This is a genomic window from Hymenobacter qilianensis, from assembly GCF_014489555.1.
GTDB lineage: Bacteria > Bacteroidota > Bacteroidia > Cytophagales > Hymenobacteraceae > Hymenobacter > Hymenobacter qilianensis.
The window spans coordinates 20,170-38,082 of the sequence record NZ_CP060785.1; the positions used below are offsets into that span (position 1 = coordinate 20,170).

14 protein-coding genes and 1 pseudogene are annotated in these 17,913 nt (G+C 57.2%); 8 read left to right on the forward strand and 7 right to left on the reverse strand.

What is annotated here, in order from left to right; genetic code table 11:
* Nucleotides 1-1,074: 1,074 nt before the first annotated feature.
* The 7 genes from H9L05_RS20960 to H9L05_RS20990 all read right to left on the reverse strand — a co-directional run bounded on the left by H9L05_RS20960 (nucleotide 1,075) and on the right by H9L05_RS20990 (nucleotide 10,525).
* Complete coding sequence (locus tag H9L05_RS20960; RefSeq protein WP_187734463.1) at nucleotides 1,075-4,353, reverse strand: T9SS type A sorting domain-containing protein; 3,279 nt, start codon at nucleotides 4,351-4,353, stop codon at nucleotides 1,075-1,077.
* Nucleotides 4,299-4,760, reverse strand: coding sequence for an IPT/TIG domain-containing protein (locus tag H9L05_RS20965; RefSeq protein ID WP_187734464.1), 462 nt, complete (start codon nucleotides 4,758-4,760; stop codon nucleotides 4,299-4,301). Before H9L05_RS20965 ends, H9L05_RS20960 begins: the two co-directional genes overlap by 55 nt.
* On the reverse strand, nucleotides 4,739-5,776 hold the full coding sequence (locus H9L05_RS20970; RefSeq protein WP_187734465.1) for an IPT/TIG domain-containing protein: 1,038 nt from the start codon (nucleotides 5,774-5,776) through the stop codon (nucleotides 4,739-4,741). The genes H9L05_RS20965 and H9L05_RS20970 overlap by 22 nt, the downstream gene beginning before the upstream one ends.
* Nucleotides 5,770-6,522 (reverse strand): IPT/TIG domain-containing protein, encoded by a 753-nt coding sequence (locus H9L05_RS20975; protein ID WP_187734466.1) that lies wholly within the window; start codon nucleotides 6,520-6,522, stop codon nucleotides 5,770-5,772. The genes H9L05_RS20970 and H9L05_RS20975 overlap by 7 nt, the downstream gene beginning before the upstream one ends.
* Nucleotides 6,519-8,660, reverse strand: coding sequence for an FG-GAP-like repeat-containing protein (locus tag H9L05_RS20980; protein WP_187734467.1), 2,142 nt, complete (start codon nucleotides 8,658-8,660; stop codon nucleotides 6,519-6,521). Before H9L05_RS20980 ends, H9L05_RS20975 begins: the two co-directional genes overlap by 4 nt.
* A 572-nt stretch (nucleotides 8,661-9,232) precedes the next feature.
* Entirely contained in the window at nucleotides 9,233-9,769 is a 537-nt protein-coding gene (locus tag H9L05_RS20985; protein ID WP_187734468.1) for a hypothetical protein, read from the reverse strand.
* Between the two features lie 546 nt (nucleotides 9,770-10,315).
* Nucleotides 10,316-10,525: a hypothetical protein gene (locus tag H9L05_RS20990; RefSeq protein WP_187734469.1), complete on the reverse strand. Its 210-nt coding sequence runs from the start codon at nucleotides 10,523-10,525 to the stop codon at nucleotides 10,316-10,318.
* A 194-nt stretch (nucleotides 10,526-10,719) separates the two neighbouring features.
* Between H9L05_RS20990 and H9L05_RS20995 the strand changes: the two genes are divergently transcribed.
* The 8 genes and pseudogenes from H9L05_RS20995 to H9L05_RS21030 all read left to right on the forward strand — a co-directional run bounded on the left by H9L05_RS20995 (nucleotide 10,720) and on the right by H9L05_RS21030 (nucleotide 16,920).
* A complete protein-coding gene (locus H9L05_RS20995; protein WP_187734470.1) occupies nucleotides 10,720-11,391 on the forward strand; it encodes a hypothetical protein in 672 nt (223 codons plus the stop codon).
* A gap of 364 nt (nucleotides 11,392-11,755) precedes the next feature.
* Nucleotides 11,756-12,094, forward strand: coding sequence for a hypothetical protein (locus tag H9L05_RS21000; protein ID WP_187734471.1), 339 nt, complete (start codon nucleotides 11,756-11,758; stop codon nucleotides 12,092-12,094).
* Between the two features lie 137 nt (nucleotides 12,095-12,231).
* The gene (locus H9L05_RS21005) at nucleotides 12,232-12,642 is read left to right on the forward strand and encodes a hypothetical protein (RefSeq protein WP_187734472.1); all 411 of its coding nucleotides are present in this window, start codon (nucleotides 12,232-12,234) and stop codon (nucleotides 12,640-12,642) included.
* Nucleotides 12,643-12,709: 67 nt separating this feature from the next.
* Nucleotides 12,710-13,126, forward strand: a complete 417-nt coding sequence (locus H9L05_RS21010) for a hypothetical protein (protein WP_187734473.1) — start codon at nucleotides 12,710-12,712, stop codon at nucleotides 13,124-13,126.
* A gap of 856 nt (nucleotides 13,127-13,982) precedes the next feature.
* A pseudogene (locus tag H9L05_RS21015) lies at nucleotides 13,983-14,734 on the forward strand (DUF2625 family protein).
* Nucleotides 14,735-15,195: 461 nt separating this feature from the next.
* On the forward strand, nucleotides 15,196-15,987 hold the full coding sequence (locus H9L05_RS21020; RefSeq protein WP_187734474.1) for a DUF6503 family protein: 792 nt from the start codon (nucleotides 15,196-15,198) through the stop codon (nucleotides 15,985-15,987).
* Nucleotides 15,987-16,610 (forward strand): DUF2911 domain-containing protein, encoded by a 624-nt coding sequence (locus H9L05_RS21025; RefSeq protein ID WP_187734475.1) that lies wholly within the window; start codon nucleotides 15,987-15,989, stop codon nucleotides 16,608-16,610. Before H9L05_RS21020 ends, H9L05_RS21025 begins: the two co-directional genes overlap by 1 nt.
* A gap of 61 nt (nucleotides 16,611-16,671) precedes the next feature.
* Complete coding sequence (locus H9L05_RS21030) at nucleotides 16,672-16,920, forward strand: DUF6122 family protein (RefSeq protein WP_187734476.1); 249 nt, start codon at nucleotides 16,672-16,674, stop codon at nucleotides 16,918-16,920.
* The last annotated feature ends 993 nt before the right edge of the window (nucleotides 16,921-17,913 follow it).

The following is a 17,913-nucleotide window of genomic DNA, read 5'->3' on the forward strand; positions in this document are numbered from 1 at the left end:
CTGAATAGATAAATAGTATGAAATATAATCCTTTCTCTGGGGGTAGCGAGGGCAATCGTGTGTTGCGGCTGCTCTGGCGTTCGGCAGGATAAAAAGAGGTAGTTCGTCAAGCTCCAATCATCATGTCCCACTAAGTCAACGGATTCGATTACCGTAGGACATTGATTTGCGAGACGACACAATGAGACTTGCCAACTGATAACTGAGCCTATGTAACGAGCCGTTACGCCGAGGCCGTTGCGTCTACGAAAACCCTCCTTTTTTAGGATGACCCATATGTGGACAGGCGCGGGATGGGCGGCCTTCTGCACAGCGGAGAGCACAGAGGAAACAAAAAGGCGGGTGACTCCTTCCGCCGCCCTAGGTTTTAAACCTGTTTTAAACCGGTTTAAAACAAGCAGATAACCTGTTCAACCACCTGAAAAGGGTGCCTTATCGGCGGTATTTGGGCGGTAATTCACGGTATTTTAGGGATGGACAGCTTGGAAACCGGTTTTTGCGCTCGCACCGGCCTAATAAAGAAACGAAGCGCGAAGCGGAAATGCTGTCCCCCGAGCGGGTGGGTTGGGGAAACGAAGAACGGGGAACCGTCACCCCCTTCTTGTCCGCAAAAGGCGCACTGGCGGGTAGCTCCTTCTGCCCTAACCTGCCTGAAAGGTGTCTGAAACCTGTCTGAAACCCCTACCTAGGCCTCCGAAGGGGTTAAAAACAGGCGTGGGGGAGCGATAATAGGGGGCATTTTAGGGCTGGATCGCGTGGATACCCATTTTTGCGCCGTACCGGCCCCAAAAAAATAACCGTGACAGCCGAGCGCGGCGCCAGCGAGACGCTACCCGGAAAAGGATCCTTATAATAGACACTGGCTGAAACTATACCTGGAACAACTAGCCTACTTCGACGCCTCTCCCCGCACTTCGCCTACCTACCTACGCCTGAAAAAAGGAAGCGACAGCAGGGCCCCTGCTGTCGCTTCCTTTTTTCAGGCGTAGGTAGGTAGGCTAGAGTCGCTAGTCCTACCGGTCACTGGTAAGGTAGAGGAAGGTGACGGGCTCTGGGCTACTACCTACGGTGGCTTTACGGTCGATAAAAGCGCTCGGTGTAGTGCTTTCCCTGAGTAGTTAAATGTACTAGGTACCAGCCCGTTGGCAAGACGGGCAAGGCGACGTCGCCCGTCCCCAGCGTGGGGCCTTGCTGGCGCAGCAGGAGTTGGCCGGTTGTATTATATACCGTCAGGGTTGCATCTGCGGAGAACGTACCATCATAGTGGTAACGCAAATGGCCATCCGCCACGACGGTGGGGTACACGCGGAATTCTGGGGCAGCCTGCACGACGCGTACGGCGCGAACCGGCAGCACCGTTTCCCGGCCATCCGTATCTACCTGCCGCAGGCGGTAGTAAATCACCGGGGCGTCATAGCGTAGTAGATCCCGATCCAAAAACTGATAGGCTGTGGCTTGGGTACGCGTCCCCTGCCCGGTTTGCCGGCCGATTGCGCGAAAGCGACGCCCATCGACGCTACTTTCAATCACAAAGGCCGCGTTGTCTTTTTCCTGCGCCGTTGTCCAGCGCAGCAGCGCATCGTTCCCCTTGGCCTCGGCCGTAAAGCGCACCAGCTCCACGGGCAACGGATTCGTACGCTGACTCAGGGTCCAAATGGAAAAATGCTCCACCCCGCTGGCCGTAACCGTATTGGCCGTGGTATTCTGGCTCAGCGACGCAACGGCCTCCCAGGGCCCGGCTGGGCCCGTGGCGGAGCGCAGCAGGGTGAGGCCTTCTTCCGCCAGGCCGTTGAGCTCCGAATCAAAATAGCCAAACTGCAGCACGACATCTAAGCCGCTATTGGTGGCGGCCTCAATGTCGTAGGAGCGCAGCACGGTGCTCCCGGAACCCTGCCCGGATAGGCTCGTGCCCGTCAGGCGGCGCACCGTCGTTGCCCCCGGCAAAATGGCCCCGCGGGGGGTGAGCACCAGGCCCAGATCCCCGAAGTCGTAGCTCATGCCGGCCGTCGTTAGCTGGGCCGTGCTAAGCGTAGTGCCCAGCACGTAGCTCTCCGGACTTTCCCGTAGCGTCGCGCCGGTCGTGGTCAACTCGTGCGTATTGGTCACTAACGCCCCGGTGCGCATGATTAACTCCGTCGTCACCACCGCAGCCTGCTCCAAGGTCAGCGCCCCGGTGGGTTTATTTACTTCCAGCGTGCCGAAACGAGTCAACGCGGTGCCGCCGACCGTTTGGACTCCCTCCCCGCGGAATACCACGGCGCCGGGCAAGGTGGTGGTACCGTGGTTCTGCCAGTTCCCCAACACCTCCACGGTGGCTTCGGTATTCACGGTAAACTGAGCCGCTGCCGCAATGGTGAGGCTGTGGACGGCAATGCGGCCCTGGTCCACGACGGGATAGGTCGTCAGACCAGCAGGAATCGAGGCGTCGTCGGAACGAGTAGGGACGGCATTGCCCTGCCAGTTACCGGCCGTATTCCAGTCAGCGCTGACGGCCCCGGTCCACATGAACAGGGCTGGCTTGTTGAACACGAGCAGAGCACCCTGGGCGGCGGTGCTGGTCGAGTTGGCCGCCACCAAGTCCAGGGTGTGGTTGCCGTCTAGATCGGCCAGCACCAGGCTAGTCGGGCCGCTGCCGACTGGCACTGTGGTCGTGAGTACAAACGAGCCCTGCCCCTGGTTGAGGCACACCGAGGCGCTGGCGGAGGCTTCGTTCACTGTCACCGCGTCCAGGTCGCCGTCGCCGTCCACGTCGCCCAGCTTAAGGTCGCGGGGGTGGCCGCCGATGCTCACCGGCGCGCCCGCCGTGAAGGTGCCGGTGCCGTTGTTGGTCAGCAGCACCATTGAGCTTTGCCCCGCCGTAACCCCGTAGTCGTACTGGGCCACCAGCAGGTCGGGGGCCCCGTCGCCCGTCACGTCGCCCAGGGCCACGGCGCTGGGGGTGTTGGCCACCGGCACCAGCACGGGGGCTGCGAAGCTGCCGGTACCGTCGTTGAGGCGCACGGCTACGTAATTGTTATTGGCACTGGCTATCGCCAAGTCCAAGTCGCCGTCGCCGTCCACGTCGCCCACCGCCAGCCCCAGTACCCGGGCGGTGATTAAGGATGTGATTGGCCCGAAGGTGCCGTTGCCTCGCCCCAGGCAGCTGTAGGCGCCCCCGAGATTACAGCTAATGATTAGGTCCTGGTTGCCGTCGCCGTTCAGGTCGGCGGCCGCAGTCATGCGCGAATTAGGGGTCGGCACGGTAGTCTGAAAGCGGAAGCCCGCGAGGCCGTCGTTGCGCCACACCTCGGCGCCGCCCGCCGGCATCGTGGCCAGCAAATCCAGGTCGCCATCGTTGTCGACGTCGACGCTGGTCAGGTACGTGGCCGCCCCCAGCATGCCACTGTAACTGCGGGCGAAAGTGCCAGTGGCGTCGCCGTAGTAGATGGTGAGGAAGGCCGTGGGGCTGGTGCGCCCGCTAGAGGCGGCCACATCGGGGTAACCGTCGCGGTCAAAGTCGCCCACCGCCACGCCCTGTGTGCTACCGGTGGTAGCCAGGTACTGGCTGCCGGCCGCAAAGGTGCCCGGTGCCGGGCCAGTAGCCAGGGTGAACTGGGCGACGTAGGGCCGGGTCACCGGCGTGCCATCGGCGGCGGCCGCGCCGGCTAGCACCGTGGCCTGGATGGCTTCGCCAGCCCGCAACGCCTGGCTGGGGGTGAAGGAAACCATGCTGGTGCCGCCGCCCGCGTAAGTGCCCGGCAGCAACCCCAGCGACTGGCTGCCGAACAGGCGGAGCCCCGCCGGTCCGGCCGTCGCCGCATTCACGGCCCGCGAGAAGCTGGCCGTGACGCCGGTGCCGGGCAGCACGTTCAGGCTGTTGCCGGCTGGCGTAAGCCGCACGACGGCGGGCGGCACCGCGAAGGCAAACGCGGCGCTGGGGCCGGCCGCCGTGGTTACAAGCAGCGGGCCACTAGTGGCCCCGGCCGGCACCACCGCCGTCAGTTGGGTGGCCGATACCAAGGTGAACGTGGCCGGCACGCCGTTAAAGCTCACTTGGGTAGTGCCACCAAACGTCGTCCCCGTGATGGTCACCGGGGCGCCCGCCCCGGCCGGGGCGGGGGTTACCCCCGTGATGGCTGGCAGCACTGCGAAGTCGAGGCCGTTGCTGCTGCCGTGCGGGGCCGTGAGCACCAGTGGTCCGCTGGTAGCCCCAGCCGGCACGGCTACCGTCAGGCTGGTGCCGGCGGCATTCAAGGTGTAGCCGGGAGCCGCCACGCCCCCGAAGGTGAGCCCGGTGGTGCCTTGCAGGTTAGTGCCCGTCAGCGTAACCGTGCCGCCCACGGGCGCGGCCGCGGGAGTTGCCGCTGTAAGCATCGGGCTTGTACCGTAAAGTTGGCAGCACTAATGCCGCTGCCGTGCGCAGTCACTATTTGCACGGGGCCCGTGCTAGCGCCCACGGGCACGGTGGCCGTCAACTGGGTGGCCGAGCCCGCTGTGAACGTGGCGGACACGCCATTGAAAAGTACCCGGGTAGGTAGATTCAGATCGGTGCCCGCAATGGTGACGCGGGTACCAATCAGCCCGCTGGCGGGGGTGAAAGCAGTAATAACCGGGGCCGCCGTGTAGAGGACGCCGTTGCTGGCCGTGCCCGCAGCCGTTACCACGACCGGTCCGGTCGTGACGCCGGCTGGCGCCGCCACCGTCAGGCTGGTACCCGCCGCATTCACCATAAAGTCGGGAGCCACCGTGCCGTTGAACGTCACCTGGGTGGTGCCCGCCAAGTTGCTGCCTGCCACCGTAACTTGAGTGCCTGGCCCCCAAACGCCGGGGACAGGCTAGTGATCGTGGGGCCAACCGTAAACGTGAGCCCGTTGCTCACGCCGTTGGGGGCGGTTACGACTACCGGGCCAGTCGTAGCCCCGGCGGGCACCGTTACCGTCAGCAGCGTGCCGTCCGTATTTACCACGAACCCGGCAGCAGGAGTACCATTAAACGTTACCTGGCGGGCATCGCGCAGGCTGCTGCCCGCAATACTCACCGAGCTACCTAACGGGCCGGCGCTGGGCGAGAGCGTAGTGATCACCGGGGCCGGCACTACTAGGTTGGTGGGGCTGATGGCCGTGCCGGCGGGGGTGGTTACTTGCACACGGCCACTGATAGCACCAGCCGGCACCACGAAGGTGAGCTGCGTGGCGGAGTTGACCGTGAAGCTGGCCGCGGTCGTGGCGTTCACCCTTACCCGGGTAGCGCCCAGCAGGTCGGTGCCGGTCACGACCACGCTGTTGCCGACGGGGCTGCTGGCCGGGCTCAGGGTGCTAATAGTAGGAGGCAGCGTAAACACCAGGCCGTTGCCGGGGCCGTAGACGTTGGCCGCTACTACGGGGCCAGTGGTCAGGCCCGCCGGGGCCGTCACCGTCAGGCTGGTGCCGGCCGCATTCACCACAAAGCCCGGGGCTTCCGTGCCATTGAACGTCACCTGCGTGGTGCCCGCCAGGCCCGTGCCCGTGAGGGTGACCGGCGTGCCGGCCGGCCCAAAGGCCGGGCTGAGCGCCGTCAGGGTTGGGGCGCTGCTAAATAGCAGCCCGTTGCTCCGGCCCGCGCTCGTCGTTGCCACGACCGGTCCGGTCGAGACGCCAGCGGGGGCCGTCACCGTCACCTGCGTGCCGGTGGCATCGACGGTGGCGCCCGGGGCGGCCACCCCGTTGAACGTCACGCCCGTCAGCTGCAGCAGGTCGCTGCCGGTCAACGTCACGACCGTACCGGCCGGACCGGCGGGGGGCGCGATGGCCGTCAGCACCGGCGCGGTGACGAAGAACGAATTGCGGCTGGCGCCCGTGCCCCCGGCGTGGTCACCCGGATGGGGCCGCTGCTGGCGCTGGCGGGCACGGTGGCGGTAAGCTGCGTGGCCGACACAACAGTGAAGCTGGCGGCCGCCACGCCGTTGAAGCTCACCTGGGTGGCGTCGGTCAAGTTCTGACCCGTCAGGGTGACGACGGTACCGGGGCTGCCGCCGGTGGGACTAAAGCTACTCAGCACCGGGGCCGCCGTAAATAGCAGTCCGTTGCTCGGCCCGCCCGGCGTGGTCACCACCACCGGTCCCGTCGTCACTCCGTTCGGCGCGTAAACGGAAACGGAAGTAGCTGAGTTAGCGAAAAAAAAGCTGGCGGCTACGCCGTTGAATGTGACGCCCGTCACGTCGCTCAGGTCAGTGCCGGTGATAATTACCTCGATGTTAGCCGGGCCGCTGGCCGGGGACAGGGCCGTGAGCACCGGGGCCGGGATAGTGTAGGCCGTGGTACTTACGGCCGTGCCGGCCGGCGTACGCACCTGGATGGGCCCGCTGCTGGCCCCACTGGGCACCGTCACCGAGAGCTGGGTGGCCGAGCTGACGGCAAATGCCGTAGTCGTGGCCGTGCCAAACGTCACCTGATTGGTACCCGCCAAATTGAGACCCTGCACCGTCACCCGGGTGCCCGCCGGCCCCGAGGCTGGCGAAAACGACGTAATGACCGGGGCTCCCGTGAAGGTTACGCTGTTGCTCACGCCGTAGGGGTAGTCACGTAGACGGGCCCGGAGAGCACACCCTCGGGGGCGCTCACACTCAGGCTCGTGCCGGCCGCATTTACCGTGAAGCCCGACGCCGCCACCCCGCCAAACGTAACGGCGTTGGCGTTAAGAAGCCCGGCTCCCGTCAGCGTCACCACCGTGCCAGCTGGTCCAAAGGCCGGCGAAATGCTGCTTAGCATTGGCGCGCCCGTAAACGGCACCCCATTGCTGGTCCCATTGGGGGTTGTTACCACCACCGGGCCGGTGCGCACGCCAACCGGAGCCGCAACCGTCAATTGCGTACCGGCCGCATTCACCACAAACCCAGCAGCGGCCGTGCCCGCAAACGTTACCTGCGTAGCTTCCAAAAAACCCGTACCCGTCACCGTGACAACGGTGCCGGCCGGCCCCTGCGTCGGGCTAAGACTGATCACGACGGGGGCAGCAACCGTGAAGTTGGTAACGCTGGTAGCGCTCATTCCCGGCAGCGTCGTGACACCGATACGCCCGCTGGTTGCGCCCGCCGGCACTACGGCCGTTACGGACGTGGACGAGTTGACGGTGAAGCTGGCCGCCGGCCGGCCATTGAAGGTTACCTGCGTGGTGCCCGCCAGGTTGGTACCCGTTAGCGTGACGGTGCTGCCGATGGGGCCGCTCGCTGGGCTGAAGCTGGCCAGCGTTGGCGTGGCTGCATTCAGGTACACACCGATGCTGCTGGTGCCGCCGGTAGGCGATGAGCTGGAGCCGCCCAGCAAGTCCAGCGTCCCGTCGTTATTCACGTCGGCCAGCGCTGCGTAGTACGCTCCAGATGAAATAATCGGGCCGGCGCTGAATAGCCCACTGCCGTTGTTGAGCCGCACGTCGCGGGTATTGCCACTCACCACTAGGTCGAGGTCGCCGTCCCCATCCACGTCGCCCAGCTTCACGTCAGTGGGTGTGCTGCCCGTGTTCAGCGTCGTAGCCGCCTGGAAAGCGCCGGTGCCGGCGTTCGTGTTCAGCAGCACGGATACGGTGCTGCTGTTCTGATTGGCCGTCACCACGTCCAGCGCTCCGTCGCCGTTCAGGTCGCCCAGGGCAATGCTGTTAGGCTGGAATCCAACGGTCAGCGTAGCCCCGGCCGTAAAGGTGCCCGTGCCATCGTTGAGGCGCACAAACGCCCGATTGCTCTGGGCAGTGGCGGTCACGTAATCCAAGTCGCCATCACCGTCTACGTCCCCCACCGCTACCCCTACCGGGGCGCTCACGGTGAAATAGGTGCTCCCCGTGATGGTGAAGGTAGCGTCGCCCTGCCCGAAATGCACCCATACGAGGCCCGATGCGGCGCAGGCTACTACTATATCCAGGTTACCGTCACCATTAAAGTCAGCCGTCGCCATAGTGCGCACATCGCTGGCCGTCGGAAACCCGCGGAGCGTTGTGAATACGCCGCTCCCATTGTTTTGCATGACTACCAACTGCCCATAGTTGCCCACTACCAAATCCAGGTCGCCGTCGTTGTCCAGGTCGGCCGACGTCAGATAATAGGACGCGCCCATCGCGTAGTCAACGGCGCTGCCAAACGTACCGTCGCCCTGTCCGAAGCGTACCTGGAGTTTGCTCGTGCTGCCCTGGCTGCAACTAGCCAGATCCAGGAAGCCATCGCCATTGTAGTCGGCCGAGGTGATACCATAGGTAGAAGGGGCCGAAGGGGGCAGGACGCCAGGGGAGGCAAACGTGCCCGCGGAAGGTGCCGTGCGGGTGGTAAACTGGTAGCTATACGCTTGACTCAACGCGGTGCCGCCAGCATCCTGGGCGGCTTTGGGTATCGCTACCTGGAGTGTTTCCCCGGCCCGCAGCGCGCGGGCGGGGGTGAACCCCACAACGCTCGTGCCCCCACCACTGTACGTGCCTTCGAGCAGGCCTCCGCGCTGGGCGCTATACACCCGCAATCCGGCCGCGGAGGCCGTCGTTGCCTGCATCGGCCGGGAAAAAGTGATCGTTAGATCAGTGCTCACCGCGACCGACGTCGCATTGCGGGTGGGGGTGACGCTTACCACCTGGGGCGCGGCAGGTAGTTGCGCCTGCGTGGTCCCTGCCACATGCAGCAGGACCAGCAGCAAGAGTAGGCGCAGATAAGGCGTAAATAGATGAGGCAATAAGAAGAGAGATAAAGGTCGTGTACTAGGAAAAAGGGATCGTAACAAAGGGTAATAAGGCAGCATAGTAGCACGACATAGTTCAACTCAACTCGTAAAGCTACTAAACCAACTCACGCCTTAGCTATTTTATATTCTAATAATTTGATATGCATGGGTGACCCATGAGAATAGGTACTTATCAGAGGCAATCACTGCAGGCAAGAAAAGGCATTAGCTGCTACTAAATGGAAGCAAGGGCATGAAAAACAGGGGTATAAACATGAAGTAAACCCGCTGTCTTAGGGGATCTAGCCCTAAGCTTATCGACACTGAAACAGAGTGAGAAAGGCCATAGTTAGAGGCCAACTATATTAGACATTTAAAAAATGTCCCTTTGTAAAATGCCAATTAATCAACAAGTACCGATACCCTGGCCTTATCAGTACGGACTTTTGACGCTGTACAGATATTCAAGGAGCGTTCAACCACTGTACACCCTCCCGTATAGAGATCGATAAGACCCTGCTTATCAGTCCTTATTTTCCATCAGATCTACCAGAACTTGTATTCTGTGCGTCCAAAATCTATCCTTATGCTTCCTTCTTCAGAAAGCAAATGCCTGCTAAGTGCATAGTATCCGATTCAAACACGACTTCACAAACGGCTTGGTAGTCGCACTCCAGCACCACTGTATTCCAGACGTTGCTATGCCCTATGGCATAGATTGATTCTTGAGGGAGAATACGGGCTTGAATTGACTGACTGGAGTCAAAGAAGCAGGTAAGACCCTGCAGTTGCACCGGAGCATGCGTCTGGGGTAGAATGTTGAACTCAATCCCCCTCCAGGGGAGAACGGCGTCTTCTTCGAGCGAAACAATCTCGACTAACACTAAGGCCTCATCAGATTTGAAAAGGGCAAAATTGCCCGTCTCCGAGTTGAAGAAAGCGTAGTCTTGGCTGAAGCGGAAGAAGGCCGCAGTGCCTATGCTCTCTATCACCGCCCCATATAAACTCCCTTCATGGTCACTTCCTGCCCACTGGTTGGCGGCCTCCAGAGAGGATATACAAACGGGTCCACCGGTGGTTTCACCGTAAACGACTAATGGGCAGGCAGGTGTCTTGGTCATCGTAGAGTTGGGCAGCTAAAGTGCTAGAACAAGAACGCACATTACGCTGGAATCAAACTACTACTTTTCCGAGGTGTCGGGTATAACTTACTTTATGTTAAGGGACAGAGTTTAGAAATAGAATGTAGCTTGAGCAGGACGTTCTACCCGTCACAGTGCTACTTTAAAGCCTGCCTATGCGTCAGACCGTAAAAACCCTACGTAACTCGTTTCTAATCGGCCTTGCTCTCTGGCTGACAGTAGGTGCTCTTGGTGCCGTAGGGGATATGATAGCTAATGAGGACTACACGACAAACTTGGTGTATACACTAGGGCGATTCGGCTTCTATTATGCTTGGGTAGCGGTCATTTGGTGGCCTGTTTTATTGACCTTGAGTGTACTCCCACCGCTTGTAATTGGTCTCATCACCGCTGGCCGCCTGGGTTATAGACGGTGGTCTCGCATTAAGTAACAGCTAATAAGGTCGTATAAGGTCGTTTATGTTAAAGAATACTGATTTAAGTATGTGCAAATCAGTATTCTTTAACACGACTCAACCCAGTTATCTACTCTGAATCAGTTAAACCGAGTATAATCAGGCCAATGCCTAAAATAATGAGGCCGGTGGCGTTAGACATCTCTTTGACATAATTATCCTTGGGTAAGAACCAATCTGCCCGCAGTCGAGCTCGCTGAGCGGGTGTCAGTAAATGGATGAACCACTTCGTTCCTACGGCCAGCGAAGCAATACCAAACCCTATTTTTATCCAGTTCATTTTGTTACTAGGGAAACGCTGAATGCATCGGGTGAAGTCCAATAATGGCCATTATGCTAACCAAAAGGCCTTTCAGCAGGTACTGGCTCCAACCCTAGGCGAAGGGAAGCGGCGCCCCCCCTGGTCCCGCACGTCGAGCAATATTTAATCAACGGCATAGTTATAGCTCTACTTCTATATAAGTATCCTGTTCTATGACACAAGCTATCTTCTTGGGCCGACTGGTCGTCTTGCTCGCCCTGGCCGCTCCGGCCGCCGCCCAAGTTGCTCCCCCCGATTCGGCGAGGACCGCTCCCTCAGCGGCCGCTACCCGGCCCCTGCTGCTCAAGCTGGGCACGGGCCTGACGCGCGGCTTCACTTGGGTCGGCTATGGGGGCTGGACCGTGCCGGTGGTCTTGGGGGCGGAAGGGGTGCTGCGGCCTGGGTGGAATCTGTACGTGAATGGGTTCAGCGGCTTCATCGTCGGGGGTGGTCGCTTCTACGACGGGCCGGCGGTGCGCTTGCACGAGCTGGGCGGCGAGCTCGGCCTGCGGCGCTATTATAACCAGGAGAAGCGCCGGCTCAAGGGGCGGGCCCATGGGCCCTTTACCGGCAACTACTTGGGGCTGCAATCCACCAGCCACTGGTACTATTTCCGCTCCCGCCCGGGGGGCGGGCAGGTGGGCTATGACTACTCGACCCTAACGGCCGTCTGGGGCCTGCAGCGGCGCCTGGGCGGGCACGGCTTGGTGGATGCCTACGTGGGCGGCGGAGTGGCCAATCAGCGGCGCGGGCGCTATGAGCCCACCACGGGCCAGGTGACGTTTTATCGCTTCCCCCTTCACTTCATGCCCGAATTTGGCCTCAAGCTGAGCTTGGTGCGCTAACGCCATGCCTGCCGGGGCGGTGCCAGCGGAGTTGAGGAAGAAGGCTGGTAGCCATTTCTACCGTGGAGAAGCGGCCGTTGTGGCTTCGACTGCTACTGCACTCCTTTCTGAGATTCGCTGGTGAACGTGAGGGCCGTGGCTGTTGTAAAACCCTGCAGAGAAAATCTACTGGGTCGCCCGGGCGACTCCTCGCGGCTAAAAGGCGTAAGTAAGCGCCGCTTGTGGGAAGGGATTCGTGGTTCAAACACCCTGTTTTCAGCGAGGGCTAGACTTTTGCAACAGCCACGGCCTTTCTAGGACACGGGAAGGGTTGAAGCTACCTTATCTATTGCTTACTTGAAGGGAAAACCCACTTCCCCCCTTTATGAAAGAATTCACCGAAGAAGAAGCATTGCAGGCGCTCGCCTTCCTGACCAAGCTCGTCGTGGGTTTAGACCGCTTGGGAAGTCGGTATGCAGATAAGGACGAAGACTTAGCGTGGGCACTCCTGTATTCTTTTGAGCCCAACGTATTTAAAGAAGCGGCGCAAGTGCGTCAAATGCTTTGCAGTAAGTACAGCCAAGAACTGCAGGAGGGGGAAGATCAGGATGAAGTAGAAAAGGTGCTGGCTGACGTCGCGTATTGGAAACTGCCAACGGCGAAGCAGCTCGCTCGATTCCGGGCCAATCGATTGAAAAAGCAGCGTCCAGGCTCTTCTTCGTGAACGTTGCAACAGGACTTTCTCTCTACATGACACTTCTATCGAGGCTCTCCCAGATCTCGTTTTTGTCGCTTACCATAATGGCCATCATACGACGGGGCCGGAGTATCCTCTTTAGTAACGAATATATTCACGTCCTCATGAAAACAGTTCTTGTGGCGCTACTCGCTATAATACTGGCCGCTTGTACGTCGAATACCGAGCAGCAGCCTGACCAGTCACGCGAGCCATCAGAGGTGGGCCGACCAGAAGGCCTTAGTAGGCCAAGCGAGGAAGCCACCGGACGGCCATCAGCGACGAGGTTGGCAAATCCGTTGTTGGGCATGTGGGTTGCTCAAGGCGAGGAAAATGTCACCTTTCAAATCAATCAGGACTCGGTTTATTATCCGGACCAGTTCCAATCCTATGCTTATACGCTGCAAGGCGACAGTATCCGCATCCAGTACGAGGAAGACTATGCGGGACGGTTTGCGTTTGCCCTGAAGGACAAGGACGTGCTGATCCTATCCGGCGAGGAAGGCGCGCATCTCTACCGCCGAGTACAGGACTAGCCCCAGAAAACAGAGGTTCTTGCTTAGTAAACTATTATCCTCGTCGGTCTATCTATTGGTTGCTACCATGCTAACCCCCTCTTTGCCGGCCTCCGCTGGTACTCCTCCCAAACGGAGAGCTCCTAATACGAGCTATCCCCTCCAGTGGTGGGCCGCCAGCATCGTGCTCGGCCCGACCCTGCTGGTCTTGCTGGGAGTGGTGCAAGGCGAAGGCCTCCGAGGCTGGGAAACGTGGCCCGTATTCCTGCTGTTTGGCTTGGTCTTCTCCTTGCCGGTCTTGGGGGCGTGCTGGTGGGCTCATGCCTGGTTGCTGAACACCTTACGCTCGGCCTTTGCCATTAAGCTCTTGTTAAACGCAATAGCAATCGGCGGCGTGCTCCTCAACTTTCTACTGCTTAGGGGCTCGATGGCGATGCTACTCAGCGCCGTCTATGCTTGCAGTATCGTACTCGCGAGTCTCTGCTTCCGCCTGTATGAGTCCTGAGGCAGCTACTGGTTAGCAACCGTAAACTAGACAAAAGGAGGAACCATCGTCACTTGGGAGGCATGGTGCAGTCTCAGAAATGGTCATTTACATAATTTACCTTATACGACCATTAACATGGCCTTAGGACAGCCAAAACACCCTTTTGTGTCATTAGATCCAGTTAAAAAATCATACTGCCGCGACGCTATGCTCTACTTTCTGAAGCACCGCACTCTTTTCTTTTTGACTTGTTGTGCTACCCTTTGCTTAGTTGGTTGTGAAGGATATCGGCATGTTCGTGGAGTTGTGCTCGATCAACAGACGAAGGTTCCACTCGACTCAGTCCGCTGTGAAACCTTCAATCCACATATTATGGCGTTGGGATCATTCGATTCAAATGACCCACAATACTCGGATCCTCATGGTGCCTTTGATGTAACAGGGGAATTTGGTGGCTGTGTGCCTGAGTGCCCTGATATTCTGGTGCGATTCTCTAAAAAGGGATACAAGACGCTACAATTGGTGAACCCCACCGATACGATATTCTACTTAACTCGAGCTGATAAGTAAATTGATTTTTTGAAGACTAAAAGCAGCGACAGTGCTCGAGTATTTTCGCGGAATAATTTCTTGACGTAATGTTAGTTATAAGAGTGGACTTGGAATAATTATTAGCTCCTAGCACCATTCTGGGCACTCAAGATTAGCACATTTCCAGTTTGAAGCACTAGTTTTAGATCGGCCTAAGCGAGAAGAGGAGAACACGTATCGCCTACCTTGCTTTTCGCTCGGGCGGGCCATCCCCTCTTATCGATATCGTATCCCTAGCAGACGACCGATGCTGGCTGGGTGGTCGTTTCCTTCTTTTTAGTTTGTGGCCCGTATTTCTCCCTCTAGTTCTCGCTTCTGGCTTAGTCTGGTTCTGCTGCTCTCTACTGGCGCTTGCCTCACTGCTCAAACCCCGGCCCCGCGTCCCTTAGCGGAGCTACTCAATCAGCAAGAGCCTGGGTGGGCGCTCGTTGCGCAGTGGCTGCGCGAAGCTAAAAACCCGGTGCAGGTGTTGCCCAAAACCCCGGCGCGGGCCGATAGCACCTTGCTAGCGGCGCAAGTCACCACGCGCTCGCCCCTGGGTGCTATCATCTATGAAACCGGGGGCTGCTGGTGGATGGCGGGTGGCTCCGGATCCTGGGCTCGGGCCGTCCGGCCCTGAATAGGACCCTGATGGGGTGGAACCAAGGCAAGCCAGCGGGCATGCTGCTGATTGCCGACGATGTGCTCGGGGGCTTTTATGCCCTCAATGGCGGGGCCTTCGGCGCCGAATCGCTGGGTAAAGTCTTCTATTTCGCCCCCGATGCCTTCCGTTGGGAACCCACGGAGAAGACCTACTCGGAGTTTTTACGCTTTTGCTTCTCGGGAGACCTGCAGGGGTACTATCGCCGTCTGCGCTGGAAAGGCTGGCAGCAAGAAATCAATAAAGTGACGGGGGGCCAAGAGATCGCCTGTTACCCGTTTCTCTTCACCAAGGAGGGGAAGAACGTGGGCAAAACGAAGCGGGGCGTGGTTCCTATTGCCGAGTTGTGGAGCGTGGGGCAGGAAAGGCAGCGGCAGCTCGAGGGGACACCCTAGTGTTACTGGAACAACAGGCAGGTGATGACAAGGCTACAAGAGATGAGCAAAGGTGGAATAGCAGTCCGAAAGGTTGGTAGTAGGAAACTCGTTCTTACCTGCCTACTGGGTATAGGTATTTCTTGGTATAGCTGCTCGCGTAAACACGATTTGGACCATCTTGTCCCCAGCAGTCTCGATACCTGTCTTGACCCAACGAATTGTAGTATAGATTTTTCAAACCGAATGAAGTTTGAATGGGATGGCCATTCGGCTCAACCAATAGCGATTGTATGCTTTCCTGTGGATGCTGCACATTTTGGATTAGAAAGGCGAGGCAACTTGGGAAACTTGCTTTAAAAGCTTTTTCGGTGTCAAGGATGAATATGGTTTTCTAGGGGTCACATTTTCGATGTTTCAGTGCCTTCTCCTTGCAACAGGAAAGGGAATTTAGAAAAATAAAAAAATGATTAGCTGGTTTTATGAGAAATAATTGGTTTCAAGGTTGTAAAATTTTTTTGGCTGTAATACACGCCGTCGCGGTTCTTTCGTGCCAGAAGGGAGTCGATAAAATACCCGTTTCAATAAAGGCTAAAAGCAAAGCCCAGGAGGTGGTAGACTTATCTATAAAAGCTCACGGCGGCAAATTGTTTGATAAAATCTTGGTTAGCTTCACCTTCCGAGAAAGGCAGTATACAGCTTTTAGAAATGATGGCTTTTTTACATATACAAGAGCTTTTAGAGATTCTTCTGGCCATGTGAAGGACGTGCTGCAGAACAACGGCTTTTACCGTGAAGTCAATGGCAAAAGGATTGACCTGTCAGAAGATAAAAAACTGGCCTACTCAAACTCTGTAAACTCTGTTATCTATTTTGCCTTATTGCCTTATGGTCTGAACGATGCCTCTGTCCACAAACAGTACCTGGGGCAGTTTATGCTGAAAAATATTCCTTTCCATAAAATTAAGGTAACGTTCAACCCGGAAGGGGGAGGAATTGATTTTGATGATGAGTTTGTGTATTGGATACACCCCCAAACATATAAAGTACACTATCTGGCCTATAGCTATAAAGTCAATGGAGGAGGGCTGCGGTTCAGGGAAGCTTTTAACGACAGGGAAATCAACGGCGTGGTGTTTCAGGATTATATAAATTTTGAACCCCTGTCTGACACCGCTTCGCTGGAACACTTGGACAAAGCTTTTCTAACCGAGAGCCTTAAAAAACTTTCAGACATTCACCTGGAGAATATTTTGGTAACCATCAACAAATAATGAAGACAACATATTTAACCCTATTGGCAGGTGCTTTGGCCGTTGTAGCAGCTGTAAGCTGTAACAATCCCAGCCAACACAGAGATGAAACCCAGGCCAAGCTGACTACAAAATCAGATGATAAGGAACAAATCTCTGCCTCTACGGAATCTCAGCCAGATACCATCAAGAAAAGTATTCCGTCAGAAACCACCGGAAAGATAGGCAAGGCCAACGTGCAAATTAACTATCACTCACCGGGTGTGAAAGATCGGACAATCTGGGGCGGACTAGTAGCATTTGACCAAGTATGGGTGACCGGGGCACACAAAGCAACTGCTGTCAAGTTTGATAAGGCAGTAAAAATTGACGGAAAGGAAGTGGCAGCAGGTACTTATGCCTTATTCACTATACCGGGGAGAGAAGAGTGGACCATCATCCTGAACAAAGATTATGAGCAACACCTGGCAGATGACTATGATCAGAAAAAAGACGTTCTGCGGGTAAAGGTAAAGCCGAAAACGCTTGATCAACACCAGGAAAGACTTAAGTACGAGATACATGCTACTACTACCGAAGAAGGAGCAATCACCATTTCTTGGGAGAAAGTCCAAGTTTCCTTGCCAGTAAGCACGAACTTCTAATAAGTATGGTGGCAAGGGCAAACAGTTAGAGTTCATTTCCTAGATAGGCAAAAGTACTGGCATGAGCGGCGCTTTCCTGTTACATATGGTGCTGCCTGTGGTTGTTCCATTGGCTATTGCGTGGTTGTTCTATCAGTCAATATTCAAGCGAGCCACCTGGTTGCTGCTGGCAGGGATCCTGATAGACTTCGACCACCTGCTGGCCAATCCAATTGTTGATCCCAACCGGTGCAGCGTAGGGTATCACCTGCTGCACCAATACTGGCTTATCCCCGTGTATGGACCAGGGCGTACGCATCAAAAATTCTAGACTTCTTTTCTAGCTTGTGAGAGCATACTGAGTTCGAAAACCTGAATGCTATAGCTGATGGTAAAACGGCACTAGCGCCGCAAAGGCACTTCGCTAGGTTTGATGCGTAAGCCCTGATCAACTACCCGCGATAAGGACTGATAAGAAGGGCTTATCGGTCCTTATGGTGAGGAGTAAAGCGGTTTACAACTCATTGTTGACCAGCTTCCACCCACTATAGGCACCCGCAGAGAGGAATAAGCCGATAAGGAGAAACCCTGACGTCCACTCTCCTGACTGCAGATCAAAGGATCCGGGCGCGACGAAGAGGTCAGGATAAGCGGCAGAGTGAAACAGCGGGATAGCACGGCGCCCGCTCACTTGCTGCCAGTAGGACCGAGTAACGAGAATAGAGTGCGCTTGGCCATGGTAGCAAAAGTGGATATAATAGCGTTTGCTCTTATTGCTATACCCCATATTTCTACTTACCACGTCAACGGATACGGTCTGACCTGCCTGCGCTACTTGTCGTGCGTGATAACTATTGTGTTGGACCAAACTCATCATCACGGCCATAAACGCACTCACAAGCAGCAGCAAACTCCACGGACTCCACAAGCGTTGAGCGAGGGGAACTACAGGCTGCATGGGTAATAAACCATATTTTCTAATACTCCCATTGGGCGATCTAAATCTACCACTTTTCCCAGACGGCGGGTATAACTACTGTGACTGTTGCAAAACACCCAACAGGGAATCCATGAGGTTGCTTTGGCGACAACTAGCGGCAAAAAAGACTGAAGGAGCGTTCCTTGTTGGCTGCCGAGGGGACTCACTGATCTGTTTGCAGCTACTGCCAGACTTTTGCAACAGCCACTACTCTTATGTTTAGCGACGAAAACAAGACGAAGGTGGAGCGTTTGGAGCTTCCCTACTGCCCCTAAAATCCTGTTTAGCCGTGCCTACAACATCGCCTAGCTCGGTGTTGAGGAAAGGCCTCCTTGTCGGCGGGGC